This is a genomic window from Rickettsia amblyommatis, assembly GCF_002078335.1.
In the GTDB taxonomy this organism is placed as follows: Bacteria; Pseudomonadota; Alphaproteobacteria; order Rickettsiales; family Rickettsiaceae; genus Rickettsia; species Rickettsia rickettsii.
The window spans coordinates 221,639-246,581 of the sequence record NZ_CP015012.1 but is presented as its reverse complement, the minus strand read 5'-3'; the positions used below and the strand labels follow the sequence as shown (position 1 = coordinate 246,581).

Genomic DNA, 24,943 nt, shown 5'->3' with positions numbered 1-24,943 from the left:
TTAATATGTATTTTGAAGCCGCTAAAGCTAGTTGTACTTTACCTAAGAAATTTTGGTATGAAAAATTCCGTAATAATCAGATAGAACAAATTCAGAGCTGATCATCCGAATAGTATAAAAATTTTAAGCCTTAAATGTGATGGTTCAAATTAGCTAGAATTTTTTCTGATTAGTGCAATAAAAAAACCGGACGCGGTAAGAATAATTCCAAGCCAAATAAAGCTCATCGTTGGCTTGTAATATATTTTAGCATGGATTATATCGCCGTCTATATTACTTAAAACTGCGTAAAGATCATATGATAAGTAAGAGTATATATCACTTTCTTGCGATAAACTCTTTTCAACTATATAAAGCCTATTTTCCGGCTTTAATATAGTTATATTACGGCTATTATCCTCAAGCCAAAATTCAGCGATTTGTCTATAATAATTTTTACCTTGAGCAAACTTAATATTTTGCAATGTTACTTTAAATTCGTTAAATGTTTTACTTGTTCCTACTCTGCCGGTAAAATCCATTTCACTTTGTAATAATGTATTCATAGTAATACTAAAACTAATTAGTGCAAAACCAAAATGCCCAAGGATCATACTAGCATTACTTGCTTTAAGTCTATTTCTACAATAATTAGTTTTAACCAAAAAATAATGAATATTATGAAGCATAAGAAATATAGATGCGATTATAGTTAAAATCGATATAACACTAAATGTTACTTTTAATGATATTAAATAAGTAATTATGAGAGATAATATTAGAATGATAATATGTTTTTTGATAGAGCTTCTGGTAGTAAATAATCCTATGGTACCAAGAATAGGGATAACAAATATAATAAAATTATTAACAAAAAATGTTTCACTAATAATAATAGGTTTATCGTCGAATAAAGAGTAAATTGGCGGATAAAGTGTGACAGCTATTAGCACAATAAGGCTAAGAAGGAGGAATATATTACCGAGGAGTATGGAGTTTCCACAATTCGTCATTGCGAAGCCACGAAAGTGGCTGTGGCAATCTCGGTTAGTTTCCTGAGATTGCTTCGTCAATGCTAATGCATTTCCTCGCAATGACGTGGTAGTATACAACCCAATACTACCAATCCCCATAATCAAAAATATCCCAAGCAAGTATATTCCTCTCTCAGGTGAGAATGCAAAAGAGTGAATTGAGGTAATAAAACCGGAACGTACTAAAAAAGTACTAAATATTACTAATAAAAAAGTAATGATGGATAAAATTATCGTCCAGTTTTGCATACGTCCGGTTTTTGTTGTTACAATTATAGAATGATGGAGCATAATTCCGGATAACCAAGGAAATAGTGAAATATTTTCTACCGGATCAAAAAACCAAAATCCGCCCCAGCCGAGTTCTCTATATGCCCACCAAGAACCAAGGCTAATTCCTATGGTAGTAAATAAGATACCGATATTGGAAAATGTTTTGAGAAGTCTTATGTCATTAATGGATTCCCGCTTTCGCGGGAATGACATAAGTGGGTATGAGAATGACATAGAGGCACAAACAATAGTAAACGGTACTACATAGCTAACATAGCCTAAATAAAGCAGAGGAGGATGGATGCTCAAAGCAATATCTTGTAGCATCGGGTTTAAGCCTAACCCTTCTTTAGGAACGAAAGAAAACACGTTAAAAGGATTGGAGGTAAAGTAAATAAAGCTGCTAAAAAATAATTGTATGGCTGATAGAATAATAATAGATAAAAATTTAAGACGGTTATCTTCAAGTAAAAATATATAACAGCAACTAACGATTTGTAATAAACAAAACCATAATAACATTGAGCCTTCGTGGCTCGACCAACTACCGGCTATTTTATATATTAAAGGTTTTAAAGTACTGGAATTTAAGAAAACATTTTGTAGTGAAAAGTCAGAGATAATAAAAGCATAGACTAGGGTAAAAAAGGCAAGTATAGCACATGAGGCAGCTATGTAGAAGGGGAAAGTAATGAGGTAGTTGTCATTCCCGCGAAAGCGGGAATCCAGTCTATAAAATAGAGATTTTTTATGGATTTCCGCTTTCGCAGGAATGATATAAAAGACAAAAGACAAACCGATAACCGACAAGCACATCGTTGTTAGCAGTAAAAAATTACCGATTTCACTCACTGCTTATTGTTTCCTCGGTAGTAGGTAACACGGTAATTTTTACGCTATCAATCTTATTGGCAATTTTCTTTAAAATAATTACCTTTAAATTAAATATTTCAATTACTTCCCCTTGATTTGGAATTCTAGCAATTTTATGGATTATTAATCCTGCTATAGTGTTTGCATCTTCATCCGATAAATTCCAATCAAGTTCTCGGTTAATATCTCTAATAGTCGTAGTCCCTTTTATAATGAACTCGGTATTAGACTTCTTGATAATTTCATTATTAAGTCTATCATGTTCATCAGTAATGGGTCCTACGATTTCTTCTATAACATCTTCAAGAGTAATAATACCTAGTAAAGTACCATACTCATCTACAACACAAGCAAAATGATTATTACGTTCTCTAAATGCATGTAGCTGGTCTACTACAAGTGCATTCTCAGGAATAAACCAAGGTGGTGTTAGAAGTTTATTAATATCAACTTTTTTTGCATCATTATTATTTTCGTATAATGCTTTAAGCAAATCTTTTAGATTGAAAATCCCTATTATATTATCTCTATTATCTTGCCACAAAGGTATACGTGTATGAGCACCCGATAATAAAGTTTTAATTATCACTTCATGAGGTAGGTCGATATTAAGGGCTATAATACTACTTCTGTGAGTCATAATTTCTGATACCGTCATATTACGTATATCTAATATCCCGCCGAGCATATTACGATCAGATTTATAAACTCCGCCTTCTTGATGGTAATGCTCAATCACGCCTCTTACTTCTTCCGTTCCTGATATTTGAGGATTTAAATTAATACGAAATATGAAGCAAAATATTTTTGTAATGTAATCAAGAGCAATATTAATAGGTTTGAAAAGCTTTAAAAATATTACGATAGTTGAAGCCATTTTTAATGCTAATTGTTCAGGTTTAGCAACAGCTATTGCTTTCGGTACTACTTCGGCAAAAACAATAATTATAAAAGCCATAACGCCGGAAGCAACAATGGGTCCATTATCTCCAAGAAAGCTAATAAAGAGAGTAGTAGCAATAGTGGTACAAACAGTATTGATTAAACTATTACCTATTAATAAAGTTCCTATGACCTTTTCTTTTTTCTTAAGAACCTCTAAAACTGTTTTAGCACACTTATTACCGGTGATTTTAAGCTTATGAATCTTCCCTGGGGAAGAAGCGGTAATAGCAGTTTCGGTAGCGGCAAATAAAGCAGATAAGGCGATCATGATTATAATAACGATCACAAGTACGGTAGTCATTCTTTGTTAAAATATAAATTAACTATAAGTAATTATATTAGTAATTATAGATTTTGCCTAATGTTTTTTTGTTATCAACGACTTCTTTCAGTATCTTTTGTTTTTCGGCTGTTAATAAGATTTTGAAATTTGTTATTTGTAGATGATGTCTTGCGTGATTCATGTCCAATCGCTATTGCTTGTTGCTGTATTAATAATGTATTAGCTTGAGCTTTCCTTAAATTTATACCTTGTTCTTTAGATTCTTCAGTAGTTAGAATTTTTTGCCCTTTAGAGAGTTTTATCGCACTATCGCATACGAAAACTCCGCAATCATATACATTTTCTTGTTGTTTGGTATTTAGGTCTGTTATTTTTGCATCGGGATAAATTGCGGTAATATATTCTGTTACTTTTGGTCGAGATTCTAATGGCTCACCATAGGGATCATTATACATAAAGTTTATATTACCTTTATCATCTTTACTAGCCATTAAGAGTAACCAATGTTTATGTCCTGTATTTAGTGGTATAATTGCAGGCTTATTATCTAGTATTAAACCCTCTACTGTAACACGAAGAGTATCTTTTAGTATTTCCGGCTCTTCTAAAGAGGCATGATGAAATATAGCGAACATATTCTTATCTATATTTGCTTCCAATATATTTTTTATATCATCTTCAGTGTATAAATAAGTAGGTTGTTTTATATTTCCTGTATTATAAACACCAACTTGATCTTCAGTATTTATAACCGGTGATGATTTTTTTTCAGGTATCTGCTGTTTTGGCTCTATTACTGTTTTGGCTAATTGTTGTTCTGCTTTTAGAGATTCCTTATACATTTCCTGTGGAATTCCTAATTTTTCCCATGGTTTTTGATTATTAGCGGGAGCTTGCTGTTGTGGTGGATTTATAGAAGATGCAACAGTGGTTAGTGGTTCTTCTGTTATTGTCGGCTTTGCTTCCGTAGTTGGAGTTGTTGATTCGTGAGTTTTAGGTTCTTCTTTTTTGCCGAATATTGCTTCTTTAAAACTAGTTATTATACCTTTAAAATAGTTAAAAATTCTTTTAAAAAAACCTTGCGGTTGTGATTGTTTTGCTTTTGGAGGTTCATATGCTGTTGGTTGTTCTACTTGTATATCCTTAGGTCTATCATTCATAACTTTCTTTGTATTAAAATTAAAGTCAATAGGATTTACCTCAGTTTTACCTAAATCTTTTTGAAATTGCTTAGATATTTGTGATACATATTTTTTAAAGTTTTCAGCAGCATTATTTGAATCTTTTAGGATTTCATTGATTTCGAGTTTCAATCCGTAAATTTGATCTTCAGAGGTAATACCGAATTTAGTAGTGATAAGATTTGTTGCTTCGTCTGCAGAAAGAGGCCAAGTTTCTATAATCACTCTACCGCCTTGATTTTTAGCGTTTTTTATTATTTTATCTAGCTTTTCTTTATCAGGTATTGTACCGGAAAGTAATTGATCAATTTTACGATCATATACAAGATTGTTAAAAACAGATGTTACTGAACTTATATCTGTAATTGTAGTGGTTTTATCTTTTGGTACTATACCATCGGCTATAGATAAATTTTGATCTGCTTTATTTGTAAAAAAGACATGATCAACTTTTTTCATAATTTGCTTCCAATAAGCTTCTAGTTCAGAATTTTGGGGTAATGAATTATATTGATCAAAAGTAATAGTAGTTTTTATATTTACATTTTGTAAATTAATTAAATCTTGTACCTCAAAAATAGGTTGTATATTATTGTTATTAAGTTGAATATTCAAAATCGGTGTTTTGCCCTTTTTGTGGGATTCTTGTAAGATCTCCGAAAAAATACGTTCTTTATCAGGTATATGTGATGCTTTGTTAACTTCTAGCCTGATAATAGGCAGTTTATTTTGAGCTTCCTGCTTGTTGATTTTCTCTAATATCCGATCTTCATCTCCAAGTAAAAGAGTAAATATAATAGGCTCAGCCATTACTAACCTTTATTAAAAGAATATGAGGTGTGAAAATTTCTAATTGATTTACTATTTTAAGATATTTTTTAGTGAAAATTAATAAGGTTTTTGAAGGAATAGTTATTCATATTTCAAAAAAATCTTATAATTTGCAGCAAAAAAGAGCCAAAATTAAATCTTTTTAGAAATCTTCACAGAATCTACATATAATTATTAGAATTTTTGAGCTTTAAATCAAGCTATATTTAATAATCCGTGCTTTAGCTTATATAATTTATCCATTTTATGTGCTAACTCATGGTTATGTGTTACCATAATAACTGCGGTATTTTGTTCTCTTGCTACTTTTAAAAATAAATTAAATACTTCATCTGTAGTTTTGGGATCTAAATTACCTGTCGGTTCATCTGCTAAAATAATTTTCGGCTTATTAATTAAGCTCCGAGCTATAGCAACCCGTTGTTGTTCTCCTCCCGATAATTCTCCGGGCATATTATAGAGTTTTTTCCCAAGCCCTAAATCATCTAATATCTTTGTTGCATCTTCTATTGCTTCTTTTTGATCAAGACCACTAATAAGCCTTGGCATAATAACATTTTCAAGAGTGGTAAAATCTTTAAGTAAGTGATGTTGTTGATAGATAAAACCTAAATAATGAAGACGAATGAGATGATATTTTTGATACTTGCTATTTGGTATGATGACTTGACCGTTTGTAGGTTTATCAAGCAAGCCGGCAATATGTAGTAAAGTTGATTTACCGCTACCTGAAGAACCTATTATAGCGATTAATTCACCTTCATTAACCGTTAGATTAAGCTCACCTAGTACTCTAACAATAGTTTTGCCTTGGCTGTAATGTTTTGAGATATTTTTTAAAATGAGGACTGTATTATTCATATCTGAGGGCATCCACAGGATTTAATTTTGAGGCTCTATAAGAAGGATAAATTGTCGCAAGAAAACACAATATTATAGATAAAGAGGTAATTAAAATAATATCCTCAGCTCTTACTTTTGAAGGTAAACTATAAAGAAAATAAATAGCTGCCTCGAAAATTTTAGTACCGGTTATACGCTCCAAATAATTCTTGATAGTTTGAATATTATAAGAAAAGGTAACACCAAGGATTACACCTAGTGTTGTGCCAAGTAATCCTATGAACATTCCGTTATAGATAAAAATAAGCATTATTTGCTTAGTGCTTGCTCCCATAGTTCTAAGAATTGCAATATCTGAAGTTTTATCTTTAACAAGCATAAATAAGCTTGAAATAATATTAAATGCGGCAACCGTAATAATTAAAGATAGAATAGTAAACATAGCCGTACGCTCAACAGCAAGAGCACTTAAAAATTGTGAATTTAAGGTTTGCCAATTAAATACATATAGGGTTGGACCTAATAGTGATTGTATTTTATATGAATATGCGAGAGCTTTATCGGGATCTAGACTATTAATTTCGATTAAATTAATATCGTCGCCGAGAGATAAGAAATTTTGTGCTGCGGTAAGTGGCATTAATATCGTTGTCAAATCATAATCATACATACCGCTATTGAAAATTGCTATAACTTTAAATTCTTTTGATCTTGGCATACTGCCAAAGGCGGTAGAAACTGAATTCGGTGAAATTAATCTAATCTTATCCCCAACGGTTATGCCTAAATTGCTTGCTAATTGTTCTCCGAGTGCTATTACGTTTTTGCCGTGAAAATTATCAAAACTACCAAAATGTACATTTTTAAAAATTTCATTTCTTACACTTAGATCCTTTAATTTCATACCTTTAACAAGCACACCGCTATTATTACTTTTGCCAAGAGCCAAAGCTTGACCATGAGCAATGAATGTTACATGCTTTACATAATCTTGTTTTAGGAGTTTGGCTTTAATCTCTTCATAGTTATCAATACTACCACCTTGCCGATTTATCACTATATCCCCATTTAAGCCGATAATATTTTTAGTAAGCTCTATATGAAAACCGTTCATAACGGACATGACTACTATCAATGCTGCAGTGCCGATCATTACGCCCACTAAAGAAAAGGCAGAAATAATAGAAACAAACTTTTCGTTTTTCTTAGCTCTAAAATATCTGAAAGCTATCTTGAAAATAAAATTGTTATTGATCATTTGTTTATTTTTTCTTACATCCGTTTCTAGGTTATTCCTACGTGAATCAGCTTTTTTGTCATTGCGAGCAGCCGTAGGCTGCGTGGTAATCTTATGAAATAATAACAAATTCCTGAGATTGCTTCGTCAAAACTTACAGTTTTTCCTCGCAATGACGACACAATTGATGACATAAAGACATCTACACGTTACTAGAAATCTCAAAGACTTTATCGTACTTAAATAATTTAGGTAATGTTACTAACCCAAATAGCGTAACACTGGATATAGTAATGCCAAGAGGAGTAAAAGTACCGTTATATAAAAATCCTACTAATTGCAGCCCAAATGCTGTTAAAATCAATCTAGCCGCAGTGAAAATAGCCGTCATACGAGCTTTACAGTCCGGAATAGCTTCTAAAAGCAATGGCCATAATATGTTAATCGGATATATCACGCCAAGAGATAATAATAAAGTAACTATTGTTATGGTTAAAGGGTTATTAATATTATATACAACTAATATGCTATTTCCTAGTAGGAATAGTATTATAAATATAACTCCAAAATAGAAGCAATTTTTAATACCGAATTTTTTAAAGCAATAACCGCTTGAAAAGCTCATAATTGAGAATAGAGCCGCCATTGCTCCTTGATAAAGTCCGAAATATTCTAAAGTTACACCTAAATCTTGCATATATAAAATAGGAGCAATCCCAATAAATATCCAATATCCTTGTGCAAGAAATATCATTGTAAGTATATAATATATAGCTTTTGGCGATTTGAAGATAGGTATATATTCTTTTAAAGAAATACGTATTTTTTTATTAACTTTTCTTTTTGGAATAAATAATATACTAAGCATTAGGCTGATCAAACCTACTATAAGCAACAAAACAAAATTGCCACGCCAGCTCCAAAATAAATTGATGTAGCTACCTATAACTGGTGCTATTGCCATAGAAAGGGCAATAGTGCCGTTTAAAGTGCCCATTAATCTTTGCTGTTCTTGTACCGAATAAATATCGGCAAGAACAACATATACTAGCACTGCCACCGATGATATCCCGCATCCTTGCAAAAATCTTCCAAATAATATAACTGCATAATTATTTGCAAATACACAAAATAAACTACCAAGATTAAAAATCAGTAAACCGAGTATAATAATCGGTCTGCGTCCGTACCTATCTCCTAAATTACCGACTATAAGCGAAGTAATACAATAAGCAGTTAGATTAACACCAAGTAGTAACTCTGTCATAAAAGTTGAAAGGTTGAATGTATCTTGTATTTCAGGAAAACTTGGAACGAATAAATCTATTTCTGCTCCAGCGAGTATTTCCATGATGATTACGGTAATAATTAATTTCATAAAGTAATTGTTAGTTTGAGGTTATTTTAGCAAAGTATTATTGAATCCGAAAGCCTGCGCGATGTCATCCCTGCGAGGCATTGTGGCATAGATACTAAGTCGTCATTGCGAGCGAACGTTAGTGAGAATGGCAATCTCAGGAATTCTTCCCAAGATTGCTTCGTCAATTTACTATTATAAATTTTCTCACAATGACGGAAAAACCGATCCATGCAACAACATTTTTGTAGGAATGACATAAATAAGGACGCAGGAATGGCAGCAAAGCCACACAACAAATTAGCTTTCTATATTCTTATAGCTTACAATAATTAGTGTATTGTTTTACTAAAGAAAGAATAAATGAATATTTATGCTCGTCTAGCAATTTTTATTTATCAGGAGTATATACATGACACGATAACAGGAAGACTGAAAGGAAGTGCAAGCAGAAACTTTTAGTGATATATGTTAAGAATAATGATCCCTAACATGTGGAACTATTAACAATAAATTCTAAAGCTAATTAAATTTATTTTTACTGCAAATTATAAGGCTTTTTTGAAATAGGATTAACTATTCCTTCAAAAATCTTATTAATTTTCGCTAAAAATTCTTTTTAATTATCAATTAAAATTATTTTATTAACAGTCCCCTATCAATTTTAAAAATTAATTAAAATATTACTGATTAATTCCTAAAGCTTGTTTTTGAGTATCGGTAGTATTCTCCATTACCCATTTTTGGACATCAGGACTTAACATATTATACTGACCTGCTGTTAAACTAGCAACCCAAGCTTGTTGATCGTCAGTACTCATAGCTTGTATTTGGGTTGTTGTAACTGAAGTTGGGTCAGGCATTTGCATTGATGAAGCAAATACTGGGCTTGCGCAAGCTAGAATTAATAAAATCTTTAATAAATTTTTCATTTTGTAAACCTTTTTTGTTTTGTAATTACAATTATAACAAAGCCAAGGCAGCTTTCAAGCTAAATTATATTAAACATTTAAATTTTTTTTATATTAAGGCACTTTTATTGTAACAAATATATCAATTATATACTTTATTATCATTCCCGCGAAAGCGGGAATCCAGTAAAAAGCCTCAATATCATACCGTGGCTTGACCACGGGATCTTGTATCACAGATTATGCCCTAAGATACCACGATCAAGGCGTGGTATGACATTAAGGTTGACTGGATTCCTGCTTTCGCAGGAATTACCCCTTTATATTGTTAACTGCTCTCTGCAAATATTTCGATAAATTTCTGAGTTTTTAGATAAATCATTATGTGATCCTTCAGCGACTACTCCTCCTTTATCTATTACTAAAATATAATCAGCTGATTCTATACTACTAATGCGATGGGTAATTGATATAATAATATTCCCTTTCATTATTTTTTTTATAGACTCTAGTAATTTCTGTTCGCTCATCGTATCCAAAGCACTCATTGCCTCATCAAGAAGCAAAATTTGCGGCATGCGTAGTAATGCTCTAGCAATAGCTATTCTTTGTTTCTGTCCTCCTGATAATCTAACCCCTCTTTCACCGATTTTAGCATTTATACCGTCATGAAGTTTAGCAGCAAATTCTTCTATTCCTGTAATTTTTATTATCTCATTTATTTCGTCGTCGCTTGCTTCATTATTACCGAATATAATATTTGATTTTATAGTGCCGGAGAAAATGCTAGCCTCTTGAGGAACATAGGCAATTAATTTACGAATTTCAGCAGGATTTAAAAGAGTTATATCTTGATTGTTAATAAGGATAGTGCCGTTTTCTTGCTGGTAAAAACGCAGCAGTAACTGTATCACAGTACTTTTTCCTGCACCTGATCTACCTACAATACCAAGAAACTTATTGGCATTTATCTTCAAAGACATGTTATTAATAATCCTTAAATTAGGCCTTGAATGATAGGTAAAATCGACATTTTTGAATTCTATCGAGATTGGATCGGAATTATTTAATTCTAAATAATTATTATGTGCTATAGGTGTCTTATCTATAATTGTAATTATTCTCTCAAGGGCTGTAATAGGTAAATGCATTTCGCTTAGTAGCTCAAAAATACCGCCACAGCTAACTCCGGCGATAATCGCATAATAAATAAACGAGATAATTTGTCCCGCAGATAAATGACCTTTCACTATATCTGAAGCTCCGATCCAAACGACTAAAGTAATCGCAAGAAATATAACGGCTATTGAAATCGCAAAGAATAAAGCACGAATTTTTAAACGGGTTTTGCAGTATGTTAAATAGTTTTGTAATTTAGTGTCAAAATCGGCAATTTTGTTTATTTGATGGTTAAAAGCATAAATAGCTCTAATATTATTAAAAGTTTCATCAATATCCGATGCTAAAAATGACTTAGATTCTAGAGCTTTTTTAGATAAAACCTTAACATGCTTGCCGAATTTAATTAAAGGAATTAATAAGATAGGAATGGTAATAATTACTATAGAAGCGAGTTTAAAGCTTTCAAAAAACATTAATGTAATGCTGCCAATTAGCATCACCGAATTGCGAATAAAAAAAGATAAGAAATTAACGATGAGAGTAGATATTTGATCTATATCATTTGTTAGGCGTGAAATTATATCGCCGACTTTTAGTTCTTCAAACTCTTCAATTTCATAATTAATTAAATTACTATAAGCTTCTTTTCTTATTTGATTAACTGCCTTTTCAGCAACATTATTGATAAAATATGAACGAAAAAAACTAGCAATACTTAAGATGATAATTAATAAACAAATATATAATATAGATTTATCAACCGATAAAATATGGTCTTTGCTCAAGCCTTTATCAACTAAATTTCTAAAAACACTACCGATTAGTAATAATGAAGCTGATACGCTAAGTAAAGAGATCATAACGATGATCAAATCTTTTTTATAGAACCTTAGATATTTAGCTAGTCTATATAAAAGTTTGATATCCATAAGCAAAAAATGTCATTGCGAGTGACTGTAGGCGTTGTTGTATGGATGTCAAATCGTCATTGCAAGGAGCGAAGCGACGTGGCAATCCAGAAAAATAATAAAAAAGTACTAATTTTAGCATTTTTTTTACTAGATCGCTTCGTCAATTACTTTGTAATTTTCTTCGCAATGATGATTTGGTAACCACACAACAATTCCCAAATATGGGGCGAGTGACGGGATTCGAACCCGCGACCCTCAGAACCACAACCTGATGCTCTAACCAACTGAGCTACACCCGCCATAAATTAACAACGTAAATTTAGATTATCAGAAGGAGTTAGTCAAGAATATTTATTGTATTAACATATATTATTTGACTTATATATTGTAACTATATATAGTTACAATATGAATTAGTATATAAAACTTATAAATAAAAAAGCTAAACATAAAGGATTGAGTTTCTCTGATTCATACTTTAATGACTAAGTGCAGTTGGGTTAAAGAGAGGCAAAAAGGTAGCCATCAGATTTGGTACTCGCCCAAAGGAAGTAGGTTATCTATTCACACTTTTGGAAATATGGCAAAAGAATATCAAGTTCGACAATTTTTAAACTTTGCAAAAGGAAATGAAGATGAAAACAAATGATACATTTGACGGGTTTACTATAGAACTTTTGAAAGATACGGATGGAGATTGGCTAGCAAGATTTGAAGAGCTACCGAATGTATCAGCTTTTGGCAATTCGCCTGAAAAAGCACTGCAAGAATTACAACAAGCTTGGACTTTAATAAAAGAACGTTATATAAGTCATAATCAATCTATTCCCTTAGCTCCGTCTAGGAAAGAGTATAGCGGACAGTTTAATGTTAGAGTAGATAAACGTGTGCATCGAGCTTTAGTACTTGAAGCACTTAGAGCAAAAGTTAGTTTAAATGCTTTAGTATCTCAAAAATTAACTTTATCGGTAAAACAATGAAAAAAAAAACAGTTATTTTATTAAGCGGTGGACCTGATTCTACTACGGTTCTTGAGATAGTGAGCAAAATGGATTATGAAATTTATGCTCTAAGTTTTAATTATCATAGACGCAATAGTCCGGAAGTCCAAAAAATCCAAGGATTAATTAAAGATTATAATGTAAAACAACATAGGGTTATTAATATTGATTTGCAGTCATTTATCGGTTCTGCATTGACTGATGATAATATAGATGTACCAAAATTTAAAAACACAGATCAATTACCAAGTGACATACCGGTTACTTATGTACCGGCACGTAATACAATATTTTTAAGCTATGCACTAGGAGTTGCTGAGGTGATAGGAGCTAGAGATATTTTTATTGGGGTACACACTAATGATTATACTAACTATCCTGATTGTCGTCCTGAATATATAAAATCTTTTGAAGCAATGGCAAATTTAGCAACTAGGGTAGGAGTAAATGGAGAAAAAATTACTATCCATGCTCCTTTAATAAATATGACCAAAGAGCAAATAATTAAAAAAGGGCTTGAGCTTGGAGTAGATTATAGTAAAACAATATCATGTTATGATCCAACAGAAGACGGTTTATCTTGTGGCCAATGTCTATCATGCATTGCACGACTTGATGCTTTTAAAAAGAATAATGTACAAGACCCGATTAAGTATGTATAATTATAGATATATACTCATAAGTAAAATTAATAATAAAATAATATGAAGTAAATTTGTATACAAGGTGGAAACCGTTTTTCACCTTGTATACTCATTATTTAAAAATCTTCTGTATGAATATGCAATATTTATATTATACAGAAAAATAGTTAGTATATATGATAAATAGAGGACATTTGTATGCCCCTTTTCCTATGCTTGATTTAAACGATATAGTTTTACGAGAGTTAGCCGCGGAGGATGCACACGATTATTTTAATTATATGAGTAAGCCGGAAATGGCTATTTATATAACTGATAGCAATAGGCCTAAAGACGTAGAAGAAGCCGGAGAGGAAATACGTTATTGGTCTAGTTTATATAAAAATCATAGAAGTTTTTATTGGGGAATTGCCATTAAAGACGATAATAAATTAATAGGTACTGCCGGTTTTAATATAATAAATCTAGAGCATCATAGAGCAGAAATAAGTTATGATCTAGATCCTAATTTTTGGGGTCAAGGTATGATGCTAAAATCTATAAAGAATATTTTAAAATTTGCTGATGATATTGGTATTATAAGAGTACAAGCAACAGTAATTACTGATAATTTTCGTTCGATTAATCTTCTTGAGAGATGCGGTTTTGCTAGGGAAGGAATTCTTAAAAAATATGAAATAGTTGCAAATGAGCATAAAGATTATTATATGTACGCAAGAGTATTATAGTAAGAATTGTTAAAATAAACATAAGAAAGAAAGTTAATGGTAGTAGAAGCTGAGAAAAAAGAATTGATTTGTTCGTTTTGTAGTAAAAAACAACATGAAGTAAAAAAACTGATAGCAGGTCCTGCAGTATTTATTTGTGATGAATGTATAGATTTATGTACAGATATTATGAAAGAAGAAAGTAAAGTTGCTTTAAAGCAAATTACTTCTTCAATTCCAACGCCGCAAAAAATATGTGGAATTCTAAATGATTATGTAGTTGGGCAAGATCAAGCGAAAAAGATTTTAGCAGTAGCGGTTTATAACCATTATAAGAGGCTTGAATATGTACAATCCGGCAATAATGACGTTGAGCTTAATAAGTCGAATATCTTACTGATCGGTCCTACCGGTTCAGGAAAAACTTTACTTGCTCAAACGTTTGCTAAAATTTTAGACGTACCTTTTACTATGGCGGATGCTACTTCTTTAACGGAAGCCGGGTATGTCGGTGAAGATGTTGAGAATATATTACTACGTTTATTGATAGCAGCTGAGTTTAATATAGCAAAAGCACAAAAAGGTATAATTTATATTGACGAGGTTGATAAAATTGCCCGTAAATCGGAGAATCCTTCTATTACACGAGATGTATCGGGTGAAGGCGTACAGCAGGCATTACTTAAAATTATGGAAGGAACAGTTGCTTCCGTGCCTCCTCAAGGTGGTAGGAAACACCCACAACAAGATTTCGTACAGTTAGATACTTCAAATATCTTATTTATTTGCGGTGGTGCTTTTATGGGGATTGATAGCATTATAACCTCAAGAACTAATCATAGTTCTATAGGCTTTGCAGCTAATGTAAATATAGATAAAGAGAAAAATAATAGTGAGATTCTTAAATCCCTAGAGATTGAGGATTTAACTAAATTCGGTTTAATTCCTGAATTTATCGGTAGATTACCCATCGTTACTACTTTAGATGAGTTAGACAAAGAAGCTTTAATTACAATTTTAACTAAGCCTAAGAACGCTATAGTAAAGCAATATCAGAAACAATTTGAGCTTGATGATGCTGAGCTTGTAATTGACGATTCAGCCTTAGAAGCTATTGCCGAAAAAGCTCTAGCTAAAAAGACGGGAGCAAGAGGACTTCGTTCAATACTTGAGCATCTTTTGCTTGATAGTATGTATAAAGTTGCCGAGCTAAAAAAACAGCGTGTTACTATTACAAAAGAGGTAGTTAACGGCTTAGTTGAACCGATAATGACCTCTCTCATTGCTACAAAATCAAACAAAAAACAACCGATTATTGGAGATATACCGGCGTAAATATTATTTCTTCTCTATGTCATTCCCGCCTACGCGGGAATGACATAAACGAGCCTACAACAAAAGACCTACGACTGCTCGCAATGATGGGTTGGTATCCACACAACAACGCCGGCTTAACCACGGGACAATACTAATTTAGGATAAATTTTATCCTAAATTAGTATTATAGCGGTTTAAATACCATTAAGAAAAAAATAATACTCAAACTGATAAATGTCGGCCAGCCTAGGTAGAACCATAATTTAAATAATTTATAATATTTTCCGGTAGGGGAATTCGCTGTTTTAATGCTTCAAGTGCCATATTTCGTAGTTGAATTTGAATCCATACCACCGGAAGCCAACAACTACCGGCGATTATGTATCTGATATAAGTTAAGGTAAGCCATAAATCAGAATAATTATAGCCAAGCATATTTACTAATATTATGCCGCTAACCGGTTGAATTATCACAGTTGGAGTAGTAAAAAGAAGATCAGCTATAACTGTAGTGCGAGCTGCATATGCCGTTGCATTCAAATCACCGGTTTTATTTGCCCACCACATAAAAAAAGCAGTACCAATTCCAGTACCAAATAAAATGGTAGAGCTAATAATATGAATAGTTTTTATAAAAAGATAATCCATTATTTATCTCGTTCTATCGCCATGAATACTAAAGTAAGTAATATTATTGGAATATTTTTAAATATCGGACCAAGCGGATCTAGCCATAATATTGGCTTAAGATATGTTAATAGTAGAGTATAAGCTAGTATTAATAAAATTTGTAAACTACATATCCTATTTATTTTATTTTTGATAATTAGTAGAATTCCAAGAATAATATCTGTAAAGCAGCTTCCATATAATATGTAAGGTGCTATTTGTTTATCAAATCCTAGTGATATTATAATTTGCATACTAGCATCATAAAAATGCTTGAAATAATTCCTGTCATTATCCAAAATAGTCCTAAGACAATTTTTATTATAGGTTTTAAAAAATAAAGCCTAGCGTGCCATATGGATTGTACGGTTAAAGGTTCGGTTGCAAAACCTTGTTGCAAGTTTCTAGGGATTATAGAAGTAAAATCGATAAAATCTTTTTTATCAGCAATATTAGGTTGAAGTGACATATTATACGCAGTAGAATTAATGGGTACTATTTTTAGAAAATCCCCTAATTTAGCTGCTATTTTAATGAATATTAAAGGAATTTTTATTAGTCTTCCAAGATTGACTCCAAGCCATCTTCTAAATCCAAGCAAGATATCCTTTATGGTCACTATGTCTGGTCCAACTATTTTTAATAATGTGTGGATTTTTCCTTTCTATACAGTGAATAATTACTTTCGTTAAATCATCAATATGCATAGGTTGAAATTGTTGTAAACCATCACCTATTAAAGGAATAAAATACGGTAATGTTGCAAGCGCCCTAAATAGCGAGGTACCACCATAACAACCGCTTGCGTAAACAAGAGACGGTTGTAAAATTATCCAGTCTATATTTTCTAATTTTTGTAAATATTCTTCAGCTGCTTTTTTAGTAAAAGCATAAGCAGTGTTTTTTTCATCATCTATTCTAAGAGCTAAAATATAATAATTCTTTGTACGTTAACACACCTGATACATTAATAACTATATCTATGTTATTTAATCTATTTATCCAGCTTTGTGGTGTTAGGTCTATATTAAAATCACAGTATATCACTTCTGCAGTAGGGAATTTTTTCCTGGTCGATTCAACATCTCTAACACAGCATATTACTTTATAATTATTCTTTAATAATTCAGCTGTAATATATGATCCAATAAAGCCATTAGCTCCTGTTACTAGTATTCTCATTATAATATAAACGATTCAGGTACTGACATTTTTTATATCATTAATCAGATCTTGTTGCAAATAGAAGATAAAAAAGGATATGTTATGTCCACAACTATTGTTTTTTTGGTTAAAAACTTTTATAACCCAATACTCTTCTCTCTTATTATAAACTGGGGTTGCTCGTGTGTGATTTTAATGTTATCTCATAATAAAATAATTAAAGATTATAAATGATTATATATAAAAGATTTGAATAAATATTAAGAGATGTTTATATTTTAAATATTTATTTAATTGAAATTATGAGTAATAAACTAGAAGTAATAATAAAATATTATAATGATATATCAAATTTAGGTGTAAGATTATGGAAAACTACTACAGCACTTGCTAGTTTTAATTTAGGTGAGGTATGGAAAATATGGTTCTGTGATAAAAATTTTAAAGATCTACCGACACTAGATCAAAGTGTGATTTATCCTCAATATTTAGAAACAATGTTAAGTAAAGTAGCTGCTACCGGAAAGTATCAAGATAATAATATTGATCATTCTCAATGGAGCAATTGTTTTGAAGAGCTAAATAATCGCGATCATTTTTTATGTATAAAGCTACAGAAGTTAATAGGAGTAGAAAACAAGAATATCATTGATGCTATGCTAGATGATATAGGGGATATAAATTCATTATTCATTAGAGCAAAGTCTTACTAGAATAGAAAAAGCTACTGATAAGTATAATGAAGATCACAAAGTTGCTTCTTGGTTAACCGAAAAATCAGCTTTAGTTAGTAATCATTCAGGTAAAATAGCCATTACTTATGTTTCTCTTATAGTGGGTGTAATTGCTTTACGTTCATATGTAATTGACGCAAAGGATCCTTGGTATGAATTATGTGCTTTACCGAGCACTAGCCTTGCGATGCTACAAATTTTATTATCTTTTCCCGGTACGGTCTTATCAAATAGACAAACTAAAGAGATTAATAATAATATGTTTCAAGCATTAGAAAATAACAATGACAATGCTGAAGATATTAAATTTTTATTTGATCACACTCCAAGCTTTGCTAATGATACTGTAAATACAACTGCGATTTGTTTTAGATATAATTTAGGGTTGCAGCCTATTGATTTTAAATAATGATACTATTAATCATATAATTGTATATATACGGGCTTTACGATGGTATTATACAGTTGCAGGAGTAGTAGAAGAACAAAGTAAAGTTACAAATTTTATGCAAAATAAATAAATTAAATTTTTGCATGATAAAATTGTACCGGCTTTAATTGAGAATAAGAAATTTACCGCTGAAGAAATTAAACCATATTTTCAGTTACTATATAAACATTCCAAAAAAGATAAGAATACGCAAATAAAACTTCAGGCAATATATAATAAACGTACCACTCAAGATATAGATTTTAACAATATTGAATCAGACATTAGTACCTATCATGGATAGAAGAGTACTGCTATATGTGCGGCAATAGCCACACTGATTTTGGATTATATCTGTTTTTATTTTCGTAATCCAGCATTAGAATTTTATGAAGATCCAATGTTTTATGCATCAATTTCTGTTAAATTCATGCGTCTTGCTTATTTATTAGTATCAACATATTGCGGCAATAAAGTTATAGAAAATATCACCAGCGAAAAATTAACTAATGATGTGTTTTGTCAAAAGTTTTACTATAATGATGCGGCCAAGATTGACCGTAGCGATAGTGCTTTTAATATATATCGGATTTAAATGTCTGCAAGGCAATTATTAGTGCAGGCAAGAATATTGCCGAGAAAGCCGCTACTGCCCTTACTTGGCTTAATAAGGTTGCCTCAGGCACAAACGATGATACAGTTATTGATATTGATCCTACAGAAGAAGTACCATAGCTTAGGTTTTGTGGACACTGCTAATTGATTGGCTATTTTGCAGCAAAATAGCCAATCAATTAGCAGTGTCCACAAAACCTAGATTAAGGTTGTAAATTTACGTTATTTAATGTGCGCTTCCCATTTCAAATATAATTGAATCTTCAGAATTAGGTGTTGCATGTATTAAAAAAGGCGAGGTGACATAGGACTGCACTTCGCTATGCATAAAAGCTTGGTACATTACATTATCAATCTCTAAAGTAAAGTTTTTGCTATATTCAAGAAATTTTTGAGCAGCTTTTAAGTGTATCAAATAACCTGTAGTTGTATTAAAGTAACCACCATGACCTATCTTCTTTAAATACGGATTATTGTAAATATTATAAAATATTTTGTTTTTAGAGTGTGACAAGGACAAATAAATTAAATCCCGGTCGGTAGGTAAATGCTTAAGCATTGTTAAAAGTTTATTACGGAAATCGTCATTTAGTATAGCATCATCTTCTATTATTAGGGCATAAGGTATATTGTCTTTAACCATTTTAAGCCAAATTTCTCTATGGCTACAATAACAACCGAGTTCACCTGCCGTTAAAGTATGATTTAATATTTTGCTATCGGAATAATAATTTATATTTTCCGAAGGACAAAGTACAGTATAACCGTTATCAAGGGATAAAAGAGCAGGGTTATTTTTTACATCTAAACCGGTAAATCTTTTTCCCCCTGCATCTGTTATAGATAAATTATAACCGTCTACTGTACTAAACCTTTCATAGAATAAATTATTATTGTCGCATTGTTTACTAATATTGTTATATCTATCAGTGCTGCGATCTAGGTTTACTATAAAAATTTTAATATCTTTTTCTTCAAGTGGAGTAGAACCTATTTGATAAGTTTTTAAAAATATAAAAAGCAATGATAAACAAATAATTATAATTGATATTATAAAAATAGTTTTTAATTTGTCGCATTATAGGTTATTTAATAAAGGTAATGTTTCTTTTACTGCGATGTAATTATTTTCTGAAGTCGGTACAATTTTATTATTATATATCTTATAATATTTTGCATCATCTTTATCAACAGAAATAATATAATTATATAAATCTTCTTCTGAATAATCTTTAGCAAATATTGCTATTAGGGTTTACATCTTTTATATAACTTTTATCTGCATATATAATAGGTACTGCTCCTGCTAAATAAGCTTGAAAAGGTTTTTCAGTAACATACCCCTCATATGTTTTATTGTCAAAAGCAATAACAAATTTACATTTAGATAACCATTCACGAGTTTTTTCTTTTGGTATAATTGTAGATTCAGTATTTAAATATTTACCGCCGCTTACTACTTTTTTATACAGCGATAATTTATGAAAAAATCGATTTCTTGCTATGCAGCCGTCGTTTGATCTTCTATACCGTGAGAGACTAAGAAACAAGCAAAATACGTTTTGTTCGGATTGTATTTTGAGCGTTTATATTCAGTACTGACGTCATTAGTACAATACATATAATATAAAGGTATTCTTATATAATTTGGATGATCTATATAATCAAAACCTATAGATATATCATAATTTTCTAGCTTTGGTCTAACGGATTCACCGGTAAAAAATATCTTTATACTATCTTTATTACTAATAGTTCTTTGACCAAAAACACTATCAATAATAAGGTTATAATTGTTATGATCTATAACAATTGTTCGTCCGTTTTCTTCAATGATTTCTTTTATCATCGGTAGCTCGTCTATTGTAAAGCCCGGCCACATATTAATAAAGCTCACTCTTATAGCATGTTTGTTTTCTTTTTTAGGAGCTTTAATCTTATATGCTTACACACATAGTAACAATATGGCTATACAAATTATGGAAAGTTTTTTTAACATTTAAATTACCTGATTACGAGAAAAATTTATTTATAATTTTTCTGCTATTTGTGGTGGATTGTCTGTTTCCACTTCAATAATCTCAGATTTAGAGGAAACGATTTGATAACGCTCTAAGGTAGCCGGCATGGCTTTATTCCCTGAATCAATACCGAGTTTTTGAATATTCTTGACTCTTGACATAAAATTACGATTAAACGAGGCAGCAAATTTATCGTAATTAGTAACCATATTATGCAGGTTATTACCGATCTTTTGAGAATAATCTGCCATAGTACCGATGGAGCTTAATAGCTTTCTCACTTCTTCAATGATTACCTTATAATTTTCCGAGCGGCGATGATCGGTAATTTGAAATTTTGCAAATGATAGCATATTCATAAGTCCGCTAGGTCCTACCGGAAAGATATTACAGCCCCAAGCTTTTTGTAAAAATTCAGGGTCGGCTGCAATAACTTTCTCAACCGCTTGTTCAGTCGGCAAAAACATTAAAGTAATAACATTGTTAAAGCTCTGATCCTTTTTGTTTAGATTAGTTAAAATATTTGCGGCATAGTCTTTATTCGCCAAAGATTTTAAATGGTAATTCATAGTTTTATTAAGACTCATGTTATTATCTTGCTCGTCTACAAGAAACTTTGAAGCTTTAGAATCAATAACCATTAAATTACCGGAAGGAAGAAAAATGAGCGCATCAGGTCTTAGCTTTCCGCTATCTGATGTAGTTAGACCGTATTGCATAATGAAATCTAAATTAGGACGTAAGCCCGAAGATTTTAGGATATTCTCAAGGGTAATCTCAGCAAGTAGCCCCGCCCCGATCGGAGAAAGCAGAGACTGTTTTATCAAATCAACCGTACCTTTTGATTGCTCTATATCTTTATTTAATGCTCCCACCATCGTAATTAACCGCTCAAACTCACTATTAAATTTTCCTGAAGCAGTAGCGATATTTTTCTCGGCTAGCTCTCTTGCCGCCGTGTTTTCCATTTTATGTATCGCTATTAATTGCTTAGACAAATCTTGACCTAAATCAAATAACGCAGCTTTAGCCGATGAAAATGACTCTTCTCTTATTTTTTCTGAATCCTTAATAATCTGTTCTTGATATTCTATTTTACACTTCAATTGCTCAATTTTCTGTAAAGATCCTATCTTTTCTTGATTTAATAATTGGTTGTTATTGCTAATTTCTAGATTCTGCTCTGATAAAAATTGTAGCTGTGTCCTTAAGGTTTTAGTTTTTACATAAAACCAAATTATTAGCGCTAATAAAATAAGTAGCGTAGTTATAATAGTTGGTAATAAATAAGGCATAGAATGAAGCAAAGTTTAATGTTCAATAATACTAAAGTACCACATAATTTGCACTCATTATTTTGGCATTGCCTAGAAAAGGTTGATATAGTCATTGCGCGTTACTGCAGGTGTTGTTGCATAGCTCGTTTTATGTCATGCCTGCGCAGGTCTTGTTGTGTGGACCGAAAAACCCGTTCGGTATTATGCCCTGGCTTGACCACGATATCAAAAAAAAACAACTTAAAATACTAAAATTTTCATGTTTTAAACTGGATTCCCGCGCTCAAGTCGCGGGATGACAATTAGGAAACTGGTCCACGCAACAACGCATTCCCGCTTTCTTGGGCATTAAACTATAAAACAACTTTTTCTAGGCAATGCTCAATTTCAATACTACAAGTAAGACTATTTCGATATTAGCCTATAATATTTTTATAAACTTATAGAAATATTATAATGGATAGGTTATATAAAAAGCAAGTTGAAGAATATCTAACAAATTACGGTAAGCTTGTATTTATAAGCGGAGCAAGGCAAGTAGGCAAAACTACAATATCAAAACAAGTAATTAAGCCTAATCTTAATTCAATTTACCTAAATTGGGATTATCTAGAAGATAGAAATAAAATCTTAAATAAACACACCGAACTTTTTAAAAATCTACTTTCTACTATATCCGATAAGAAACCGTGCTTAATATTAGATGAAATTCATAAATATAAAGATTGGAAAAATCTTGTAAAAGGATTTTATGATAAATTCGGAGAAAATATTGAATTTATTATAACAGGTAGTGCCAAATTAAATATATATAAAAAAGGCGGCGATAGCCTAATGGGACGTTATATAAGTTTAACCGTGCATCCGTTATCGGTATCTGAAATAGCTAAAAATTTTGATAATGACATTGATTATATAAAAAGCCCAAAAAATATCACTATAGATGAATTTGAAGCTTTAATAAATTTTGGAGGATTTGCGGAAAGTTATTTAAAAGCAACTGCTAAATTTCATAGAATATGGAGTAATCAAAGATTCGAGCAATTATTTAGAGAAGATGTAAGGAATACTGAAGATATCAACAATATTTATGCGTTAGAATTACTTGCTAGCATTATAAATGAGCAAGCAGGCTCATTTATAAGCTATACAAACCTTGCTAACAAAGTTAGAGTTTCAGACCAAACAATAAGAAGATGGCTCTCTTTGCTAGAAAAGCATTATTATTGTTTTGCTATCAAACCTTGGTCTAAAAATGTTGTAAAAAGTTTGATAAAAGAGCCCAAAATTTACCTTTGGGATTGGTCGCAAATAAAAGATATAGGAGCGAGATTTGAAAATCTTGTAGCTTCTCACCTTTTAAAAGCTGTATATTTTTGGAACGAAACAGGGCTTGGTGATTTTGGTTTATACTATCTTCGTGATAAACAAAAACGTGAGGTCGATTTAGTAATAACAAAAGATAACCAACCGTGGATTTTAGTGGAAGCAAAAGTAAGTGACGCAACCGTTTCTTCAAGCTTAAAATATTTTCATGAATTACTTAAACCTGAGTTTAGTTTTCAAGTAATTCAAAATAAACAAGCTATTTCAGGCTCTTGCTTTGATAAACCGGGTTTATGGATAGTACCGGCTATTACTTTCTTATCTCAACTTGTTTGATATGAATTTTTGCAAAAAAGGTAATCTAGGCAAATGTAAATCATATGACTATTTCGTTGTTTATATCGAAATAGTCATTACCAATTCGACATTTAATTATAAGCTGTATCCTCACATACCACTAAATGTAGCGGAATTGACTATATTCACTTTATCTTCTAGCGGTCCGAGTGGCTGAGCCGGTTTTAACAATTCCGGCGTTAATATAAATTTAGTTTTTTTCTCGATATTCGATAAAAAAGGTAAATGTAAGCTATGAGGGCTGTATATTATTGCATATTTATCCCATTCTAGATATTGTCTATTCAAATTCTCTTTATATTCAGATGGACCATATACTTCTATACTACCAAATTTATATTTTTTTAAAGGATATAGCTCATAATCATACAAAAAATCATTTGGATATTTATTACGCACACTTTGATTAAAATGAACAAATGTATCATTTTCTTTATGAAATACGAAAATATCTAAGCATCTTTCCCCGCAAATTACATAAATTTTATTATGTTTAACACGATATCCTAATTGTTCAAATTGCGGTAATATTTGTTGCAAACGTATTTCGTCTTCATGCATAATGCCGATATCTAAATCATCGTCAAAAGGAATTATGCCTTGATGTCTAACGGCTCCAAGCAGAGTGCCGCCGTCTATCCAATAATTAATATTATTCTTACCAAGTAGCTCATGAGTGTCTTTCATTAACTGATAAAGGGCAATAGCTTTTTTCTCGCTAATCCTGTATTTTTTTACTTGTTCATCACTTAAGGTTACATATCGCCAGTCATGTTCTAATATATAAGCATAACACAATATCCCAGCAAATATAATTAATGTTAAACCTATAATATTTTTAAAGGATAATATCGACTTTAATTTTATCATCTTGAACCTTAAATTACATTTTCCTTGCTGA

The 24,943-nt window shown here is 31.4% G+C and carries 26 protein-coding genes, 1 tRNA gene and 2 pseudogenes; 10 read left to right on the top strand and 19 right to left on the bottom strand.

Annotation, left to right across the window (positions count from 1 at the left end):
• Positions 1-149 precede the first annotated feature (149 nt).
• From A3305_RS01310 to A3305_RS01265, 9 genes are all read right to left on the bottom strand, one after another.
• The gene (locus A3305_RS01310; protein ID WP_081120776.1) at positions 150-2,138 is read right to left on the bottom strand and encodes a heme lyase CcmF/NrfE family subunit; all 1,989 of its coding nucleotides are present in this window, start codon (positions 2,136-2,138) and stop codon (positions 150-152) included.
• Positions 2,131-3,405 (bottom strand): HlyC/CorC family transporter, encoded by a 1,275-nt coding sequence (locus tag A3305_RS01305; RefSeq protein ID WP_014392690.1) that lies wholly within the window; start codon positions 3,403-3,405, stop codon positions 2,131-2,133. The genes A3305_RS01310 and A3305_RS01305 overlap by 8 nt, the downstream gene beginning before the upstream one ends.
• A gap of 74 nt (positions 3,406-3,479) precedes the next feature.
• A complete protein-coding gene (locus tag A3305_RS01300; protein ID WP_014392689.1) occupies positions 3,480-5,378 on the bottom strand; it encodes a Ulp1 family isopeptidase in 1,899 nt (632 codons plus the stop codon).
• Between the two features lie 216 nt (positions 5,379-5,594).
• Positions 5,595-6,260, bottom strand: coding sequence for an ABC transporter ATP-binding protein (locus A3305_RS01295; RefSeq protein ID WP_014392688.1), 666 nt, complete (start codon positions 6,258-6,260; stop codon positions 5,595-5,597).
• On the bottom strand, positions 6,253-7,500 hold the full coding sequence (locus A3305_RS01290) for a lipoprotein-releasing ABC transporter permease subunit (protein ID WP_014392687.1): 1,248 nt from the start codon (positions 7,498-7,500) through the stop codon (positions 6,253-6,255). The genes A3305_RS01295 and A3305_RS01290 overlap by 8 nt, the downstream gene beginning before the upstream one ends.
• Before the next feature lie 181 nt (positions 7,501-7,681).
• Positions 7,682-8,857 (bottom strand): multidrug effflux MFS transporter, encoded by a 1,176-nt coding sequence (locus A3305_RS01280; RefSeq protein WP_014392686.1) that lies wholly within the window; start codon positions 8,855-8,857, stop codon positions 7,682-7,684.
• 662 nt (positions 8,858-9,519) lie between these two features.
• Positions 9,520-9,768 (bottom strand): DUF2673 domain-containing protein, encoded by a 249-nt coding sequence (locus tag A3305_RS01275; RefSeq protein ID WP_014392685.1) that lies wholly within the window; start codon positions 9,766-9,768, stop codon positions 9,520-9,522.
• A gap of 299 nt (positions 9,769-10,067) precedes the next feature.
• Positions 10,068-11,798 carry an ABC transporter ATP-binding protein gene (locus A3305_RS01270; protein WP_014392684.1) on the bottom strand — a complete coding sequence of 577 codons (1,731 nt, stop codon included), beginning with the start codon at positions 11,796-11,798 and terminating at the stop codon, positions 10,068-10,070.
• Between the two features lie 204 nt (positions 11,799-12,002).
• Positions 12,003-12,079, bottom strand: a tRNA-His gene (locus tag A3305_RS01265).
• Positions 12,080-12,261: 182 nt separating this feature from the next.
• Here A3305_RS01265 and A3305_RS09945 point away from each other — a divergent pair.
• From A3305_RS09945 to clpX, 5 genes are all read left to right on the top strand, one after another.
• Positions 12,262-12,429: a type II toxin-antitoxin system HicA family toxin gene (locus A3305_RS09945; RefSeq protein ID WP_014392683.1), complete on the top strand. Its 168-nt coding sequence runs from the start codon at positions 12,262-12,264 to the stop codon at positions 12,427-12,429.
• Positions 12,416-12,760: a toxin-antitoxin system HicB family antitoxin gene (locus A3305_RS01255; RefSeq protein ID WP_014392682.1), complete on the top strand. Its 345-nt coding sequence runs from the start codon at positions 12,416-12,418 to the stop codon at positions 12,758-12,760. The genes A3305_RS09945 and A3305_RS01255 overlap by 14 nt, the downstream gene beginning before the upstream one ends.
• Positions 12,757-13,443 carry a 7-cyano-7-deazaguanine synthase QueC gene (queC, locus tag A3305_RS01250; protein ID WP_045799469.1) on the top strand — a complete coding sequence of 229 codons (687 nt, stop codon included), beginning with the start codon at positions 12,757-12,759 and terminating at the stop codon, positions 13,441-13,443. The genes A3305_RS01255 and queC overlap by 4 nt, the downstream gene beginning before the upstream one ends.
• 158 nt (positions 13,444-13,601) lie before the next feature.
• Positions 13,602-14,153, top strand: coding sequence for a GNAT family N-acetyltransferase (locus tag A3305_RS01245; protein WP_014392680.1), 552 nt, complete (start codon positions 13,602-13,604; stop codon positions 14,151-14,153).
• Positions 14,154-14,189: 36 nt separating this feature from the next.
• The gene (gene clpX / locus A3305_RS01240) at positions 14,190-15,467 is read left to right on the top strand and encodes an ATP-dependent Clp protease ATP-binding subunit ClpX (protein ID WP_014392679.1); all 1,278 of its coding nucleotides are present in this window, start codon (positions 14,190-14,192) and stop codon (positions 15,465-15,467) included.
• A gap of 166 nt (positions 15,468-15,633) precedes the next feature.
• On the opposite strand, the pseudogene A3305_RS01235 reads toward clpX, so the two are convergent.
• The 5 genes and pseudogenes from A3305_RS01235 to A3305_RS09280 form a co-directional block, all read right to left on the bottom strand.
• Positions 15,634-16,097, bottom strand: a pseudogene (locus tag A3305_RS01235) (DUF2269 family protein).
• Positions 16,097-16,372 carry a DoxX-like family protein gene (locus A3305_RS09940; protein WP_167884956.1) on the bottom strand — a complete coding sequence of 92 codons (276 nt, stop codon included), beginning with the start codon at positions 16,370-16,372 and terminating at the stop codon, positions 16,097-16,099. The pseudogene A3305_RS01235 and the gene A3305_RS09940 overlap by 1 nt, the downstream one beginning before the upstream one ends.
• Positions 16,360-16,737 (bottom strand): hypothetical protein, encoded by a 378-nt coding sequence (locus tag A3305_RS09935; protein ID WP_226983948.1) that lies wholly within the window; start codon positions 16,735-16,737, stop codon positions 16,360-16,362. Before A3305_RS09935 ends, A3305_RS09940 begins: the two co-directional genes overlap by 13 nt.
• Positions 16,706-17,035 (bottom strand): NAD-dependent epimerase/dehydratase family protein, encoded by a 330-nt coding sequence (locus A3305_RS11405; protein ID WP_331270783.1) that lies wholly within the window; start codon positions 17,033-17,035, stop codon positions 16,706-16,708. The genes A3305_RS09935 and A3305_RS11405 overlap by 32 nt, the downstream gene beginning before the upstream one ends.
• Before the next feature lies 1 nt (position 17,036).
• Positions 17,037-17,300: an NAD-dependent epimerase/dehydratase family protein gene (locus A3305_RS09280; RefSeq protein WP_014392677.1), complete on the bottom strand. Its 264-nt coding sequence runs from the start codon at positions 17,298-17,300 to the stop codon at positions 17,037-17,039.
• A 284-nt stretch (positions 17,301-17,584) separates the two neighbouring features.
• Here A3305_RS09280 and A3305_RS09930 point away from each other — a divergent pair, with 284 nt between their 5' ends.
• From A3305_RS09930 to A3305_RS11400, 4 genes and pseudogenes are all read left to right on the top strand, one after another.
• On the top strand, positions 17,585-17,995 hold the full coding sequence (locus A3305_RS09930; protein WP_041860538.1) for a hypothetical protein: 411 nt from the start codon (positions 17,585-17,587) through the stop codon (positions 17,993-17,995).
• 121 nt (positions 17,996-18,116) lie between these two features.
• The gene (locus A3305_RS09925; RefSeq protein ID WP_226983947.1) at positions 18,117-18,425 is read left to right on the top strand and encodes a hypothetical protein; all 309 of its coding nucleotides are present in this window, start codon (positions 18,117-18,119) and stop codon (positions 18,423-18,425) included.
• Between the two features lie 121 nt (positions 18,426-18,546).
• Positions 18,547-18,750, top strand: coding sequence for a hypothetical protein (locus A3305_RS09920; RefSeq protein WP_226983946.1), 204 nt, complete (start codon positions 18,547-18,549; stop codon positions 18,748-18,750).
• Between the two features lie 210 nt (positions 18,751-18,960).
• Positions 18,961-19,181: pseudogene (locus tag A3305_RS11400) on the top strand (hypothetical protein).
• Positions 19,182-19,287: 106 nt separating this feature from the next.
• Here the strand turns inward: A3305_RS11400 and A3305_RS01220 are convergent.
• The 4 genes from A3305_RS01220 to A3305_RS01210 form a co-directional block, all read right to left on the bottom strand.
• Positions 19,288-20,085 carry a glycosyltransferase family 25 protein gene (locus A3305_RS01220; RefSeq protein ID WP_014392676.1) on the bottom strand — a complete coding sequence of 266 codons (798 nt, stop codon included), beginning with the start codon at positions 20,083-20,085 and terminating at the stop codon, positions 19,288-19,290.
• 208 nt (positions 20,086-20,293) lie between these two features.
• Entirely contained in the window at positions 20,294-20,611 is a 318-nt protein-coding gene (locus tag A3305_RS08715; protein ID WP_041860536.1) for a glycosyltransferase family 10 domain-containing protein, read from the bottom strand.
• Positions 20,563-20,943 carry a hypothetical protein gene (locus tag A3305_RS08710; protein WP_014392675.1) on the bottom strand — a complete coding sequence of 127 codons (381 nt, stop codon included), beginning with the start codon at positions 20,941-20,943 and terminating at the stop codon, positions 20,563-20,565. The genes A3305_RS08715 and A3305_RS08710 overlap by 49 nt, the downstream gene beginning before the upstream one ends.
• 147 nt (positions 20,944-21,090) lie before the next feature.
• Positions 21,091-22,377, bottom strand: a complete 1,287-nt coding sequence (locus tag A3305_RS01210; protein WP_014392674.1) for a DNA recombination protein RmuC — start codon at positions 22,375-22,377, stop codon at positions 21,091-21,093.
• A 438-nt stretch (positions 22,378-22,815) separates the two neighbouring features.
• Between A3305_RS01210 and A3305_RS01205 the strand changes: the two genes are divergently transcribed.
• Positions 22,816-24,021, top strand: coding sequence for an ATP-binding protein (locus A3305_RS01205; RefSeq protein WP_014392673.1), 1,206 nt, complete (start codon positions 22,816-22,818; stop codon positions 24,019-24,021).
• A gap of 111 nt (positions 24,022-24,132) precedes the next feature.
• On the opposite strand, the gene A3305_RS01200 is transcribed toward A3305_RS01205, so the two are convergent.
• Entirely contained in the window at positions 24,133-24,912 is a 780-nt protein-coding gene (locus A3305_RS01200) for a LicD family protein (protein ID WP_014392672.1), read from the bottom strand.
• Between the last annotated feature and the right edge of the window lie 31 nt (positions 24,913-24,943).

Excerpts from the sequence above, each read along its gene's own strand:
- A3305_RS01305 (WP_014392690.1), bottom strand. The coding sequence starts at position 3,405 with ATGACTACCGTACTTGTGATCGTTATTATAATCATGATCGCCTTATCT.
- A3305_RS01300 (WP_014392689.1), bottom strand. The coding sequence starts at position 5,378 with ATGGCTGAGCCTATTATATTTACTCTTTTACTTGGAGATGAAGATCGG.
- A3305_RS01295 (WP_014392688.1), bottom strand. The coding sequence starts at position 6,260 with ATGAATAATACAGTCCTCATTTTAAAAAATATCTCAAAACATTACAGC.
- A3305_RS01290 (WP_014392687.1), bottom strand. The coding sequence starts at position 7,500 with ATGATCAATAACAATTTTATTTTCAAGATAGCTTTCAGATATTTTAGA.
- A3305_RS01280 (WP_014392686.1), bottom strand. The coding sequence starts at position 8,857 with ATGAAATTAATTATTACCGTAATCATCATGGAAATACTCGCTGGAGCA.
- A3305_RS01275 (WP_014392685.1), bottom strand. The coding sequence starts at position 9,768 with ATGAAAAATTTATTAAAGATTTTATTAATTCTAGCTTGCGCAAGCCCA.
- A3305_RS01270 (WP_014392684.1), bottom strand. The coding sequence starts at position 11,798 with ATGGATATCAAACTTTTATATAGACTAGCTAAATATCTAAGGTTCTAT.
- A3305_RS09945 (WP_014392683.1), top strand. The coding sequence starts at position 12,262 with ATGACTAAGTGCAGTTGGGTTAAAGAGAGGCAAAAAGGTAGCCATCAG.
- A3305_RS01255 (WP_014392682.1), top strand. The coding sequence starts at position 12,416 with ATGAAAACAAATGATACATTTGACGGGTTTACTATAGAACTTTTGAAA.
- queC (WP_045799469.1), top strand. The coding sequence starts at position 12,757 with ATGAAAAAAAAAACAGTTATTTTATTAAGCGGTGGACCTGATTCTACT.
- A3305_RS01245 (WP_014392680.1), top strand. The coding sequence starts at position 13,602 with ATGATAAATAGAGGACATTTGTATGCCCCTTTTCCTATGCTTGATTTA.
- clpX (WP_014392679.1), top strand. The coding sequence starts at position 14,190 with ATGGTAGTAGAAGCTGAGAAAAAAGAATTGATTTGTTCGTTTTGTAGT.
- A3305_RS09940 (WP_167884956.1), bottom strand. The coding sequence starts at position 16,372 with ATGCAAATTATAATATCACTAGGATTTGATAAACAAATAGCACCTTAC.
- A3305_RS09280 (WP_014392677.1), bottom strand. The coding sequence starts at position 17,300 with ATGAGAATACTAGTAACAGGAGCTAATGGCTTTATTGGATCATATATT.
- A3305_RS09930 (WP_041860538.1), top strand. The coding sequence starts at position 17,585 with ATGAGTAATAAACTAGAAGTAATAATAAAATATTATAATGATATATCA.
- A3305_RS08710 (WP_014392675.1), bottom strand. The coding sequence starts at position 20,943 with ATGTGGCCGGGCTTTACAATAGACGAGCTACCGATGATAAAAGAAATC.
- A3305_RS01210 (WP_014392674.1), bottom strand. The coding sequence starts at position 22,377 with ATGCCTTATTTATTACCAACTATTATAACTACGCTACTTATTTTATTA.
- A3305_RS01205 (WP_014392673.1), top strand. The coding sequence starts at position 22,816 with ATGGATAGGTTATATAAAAAGCAAGTTGAAGAATATCTAACAAATTAC.
- A3305_RS01200 (WP_014392672.1), bottom strand. The coding sequence starts at position 24,912 with ATGATAAAATTAAAGTCGATATTATCCTTTAAAAATATTATAGGTTTA.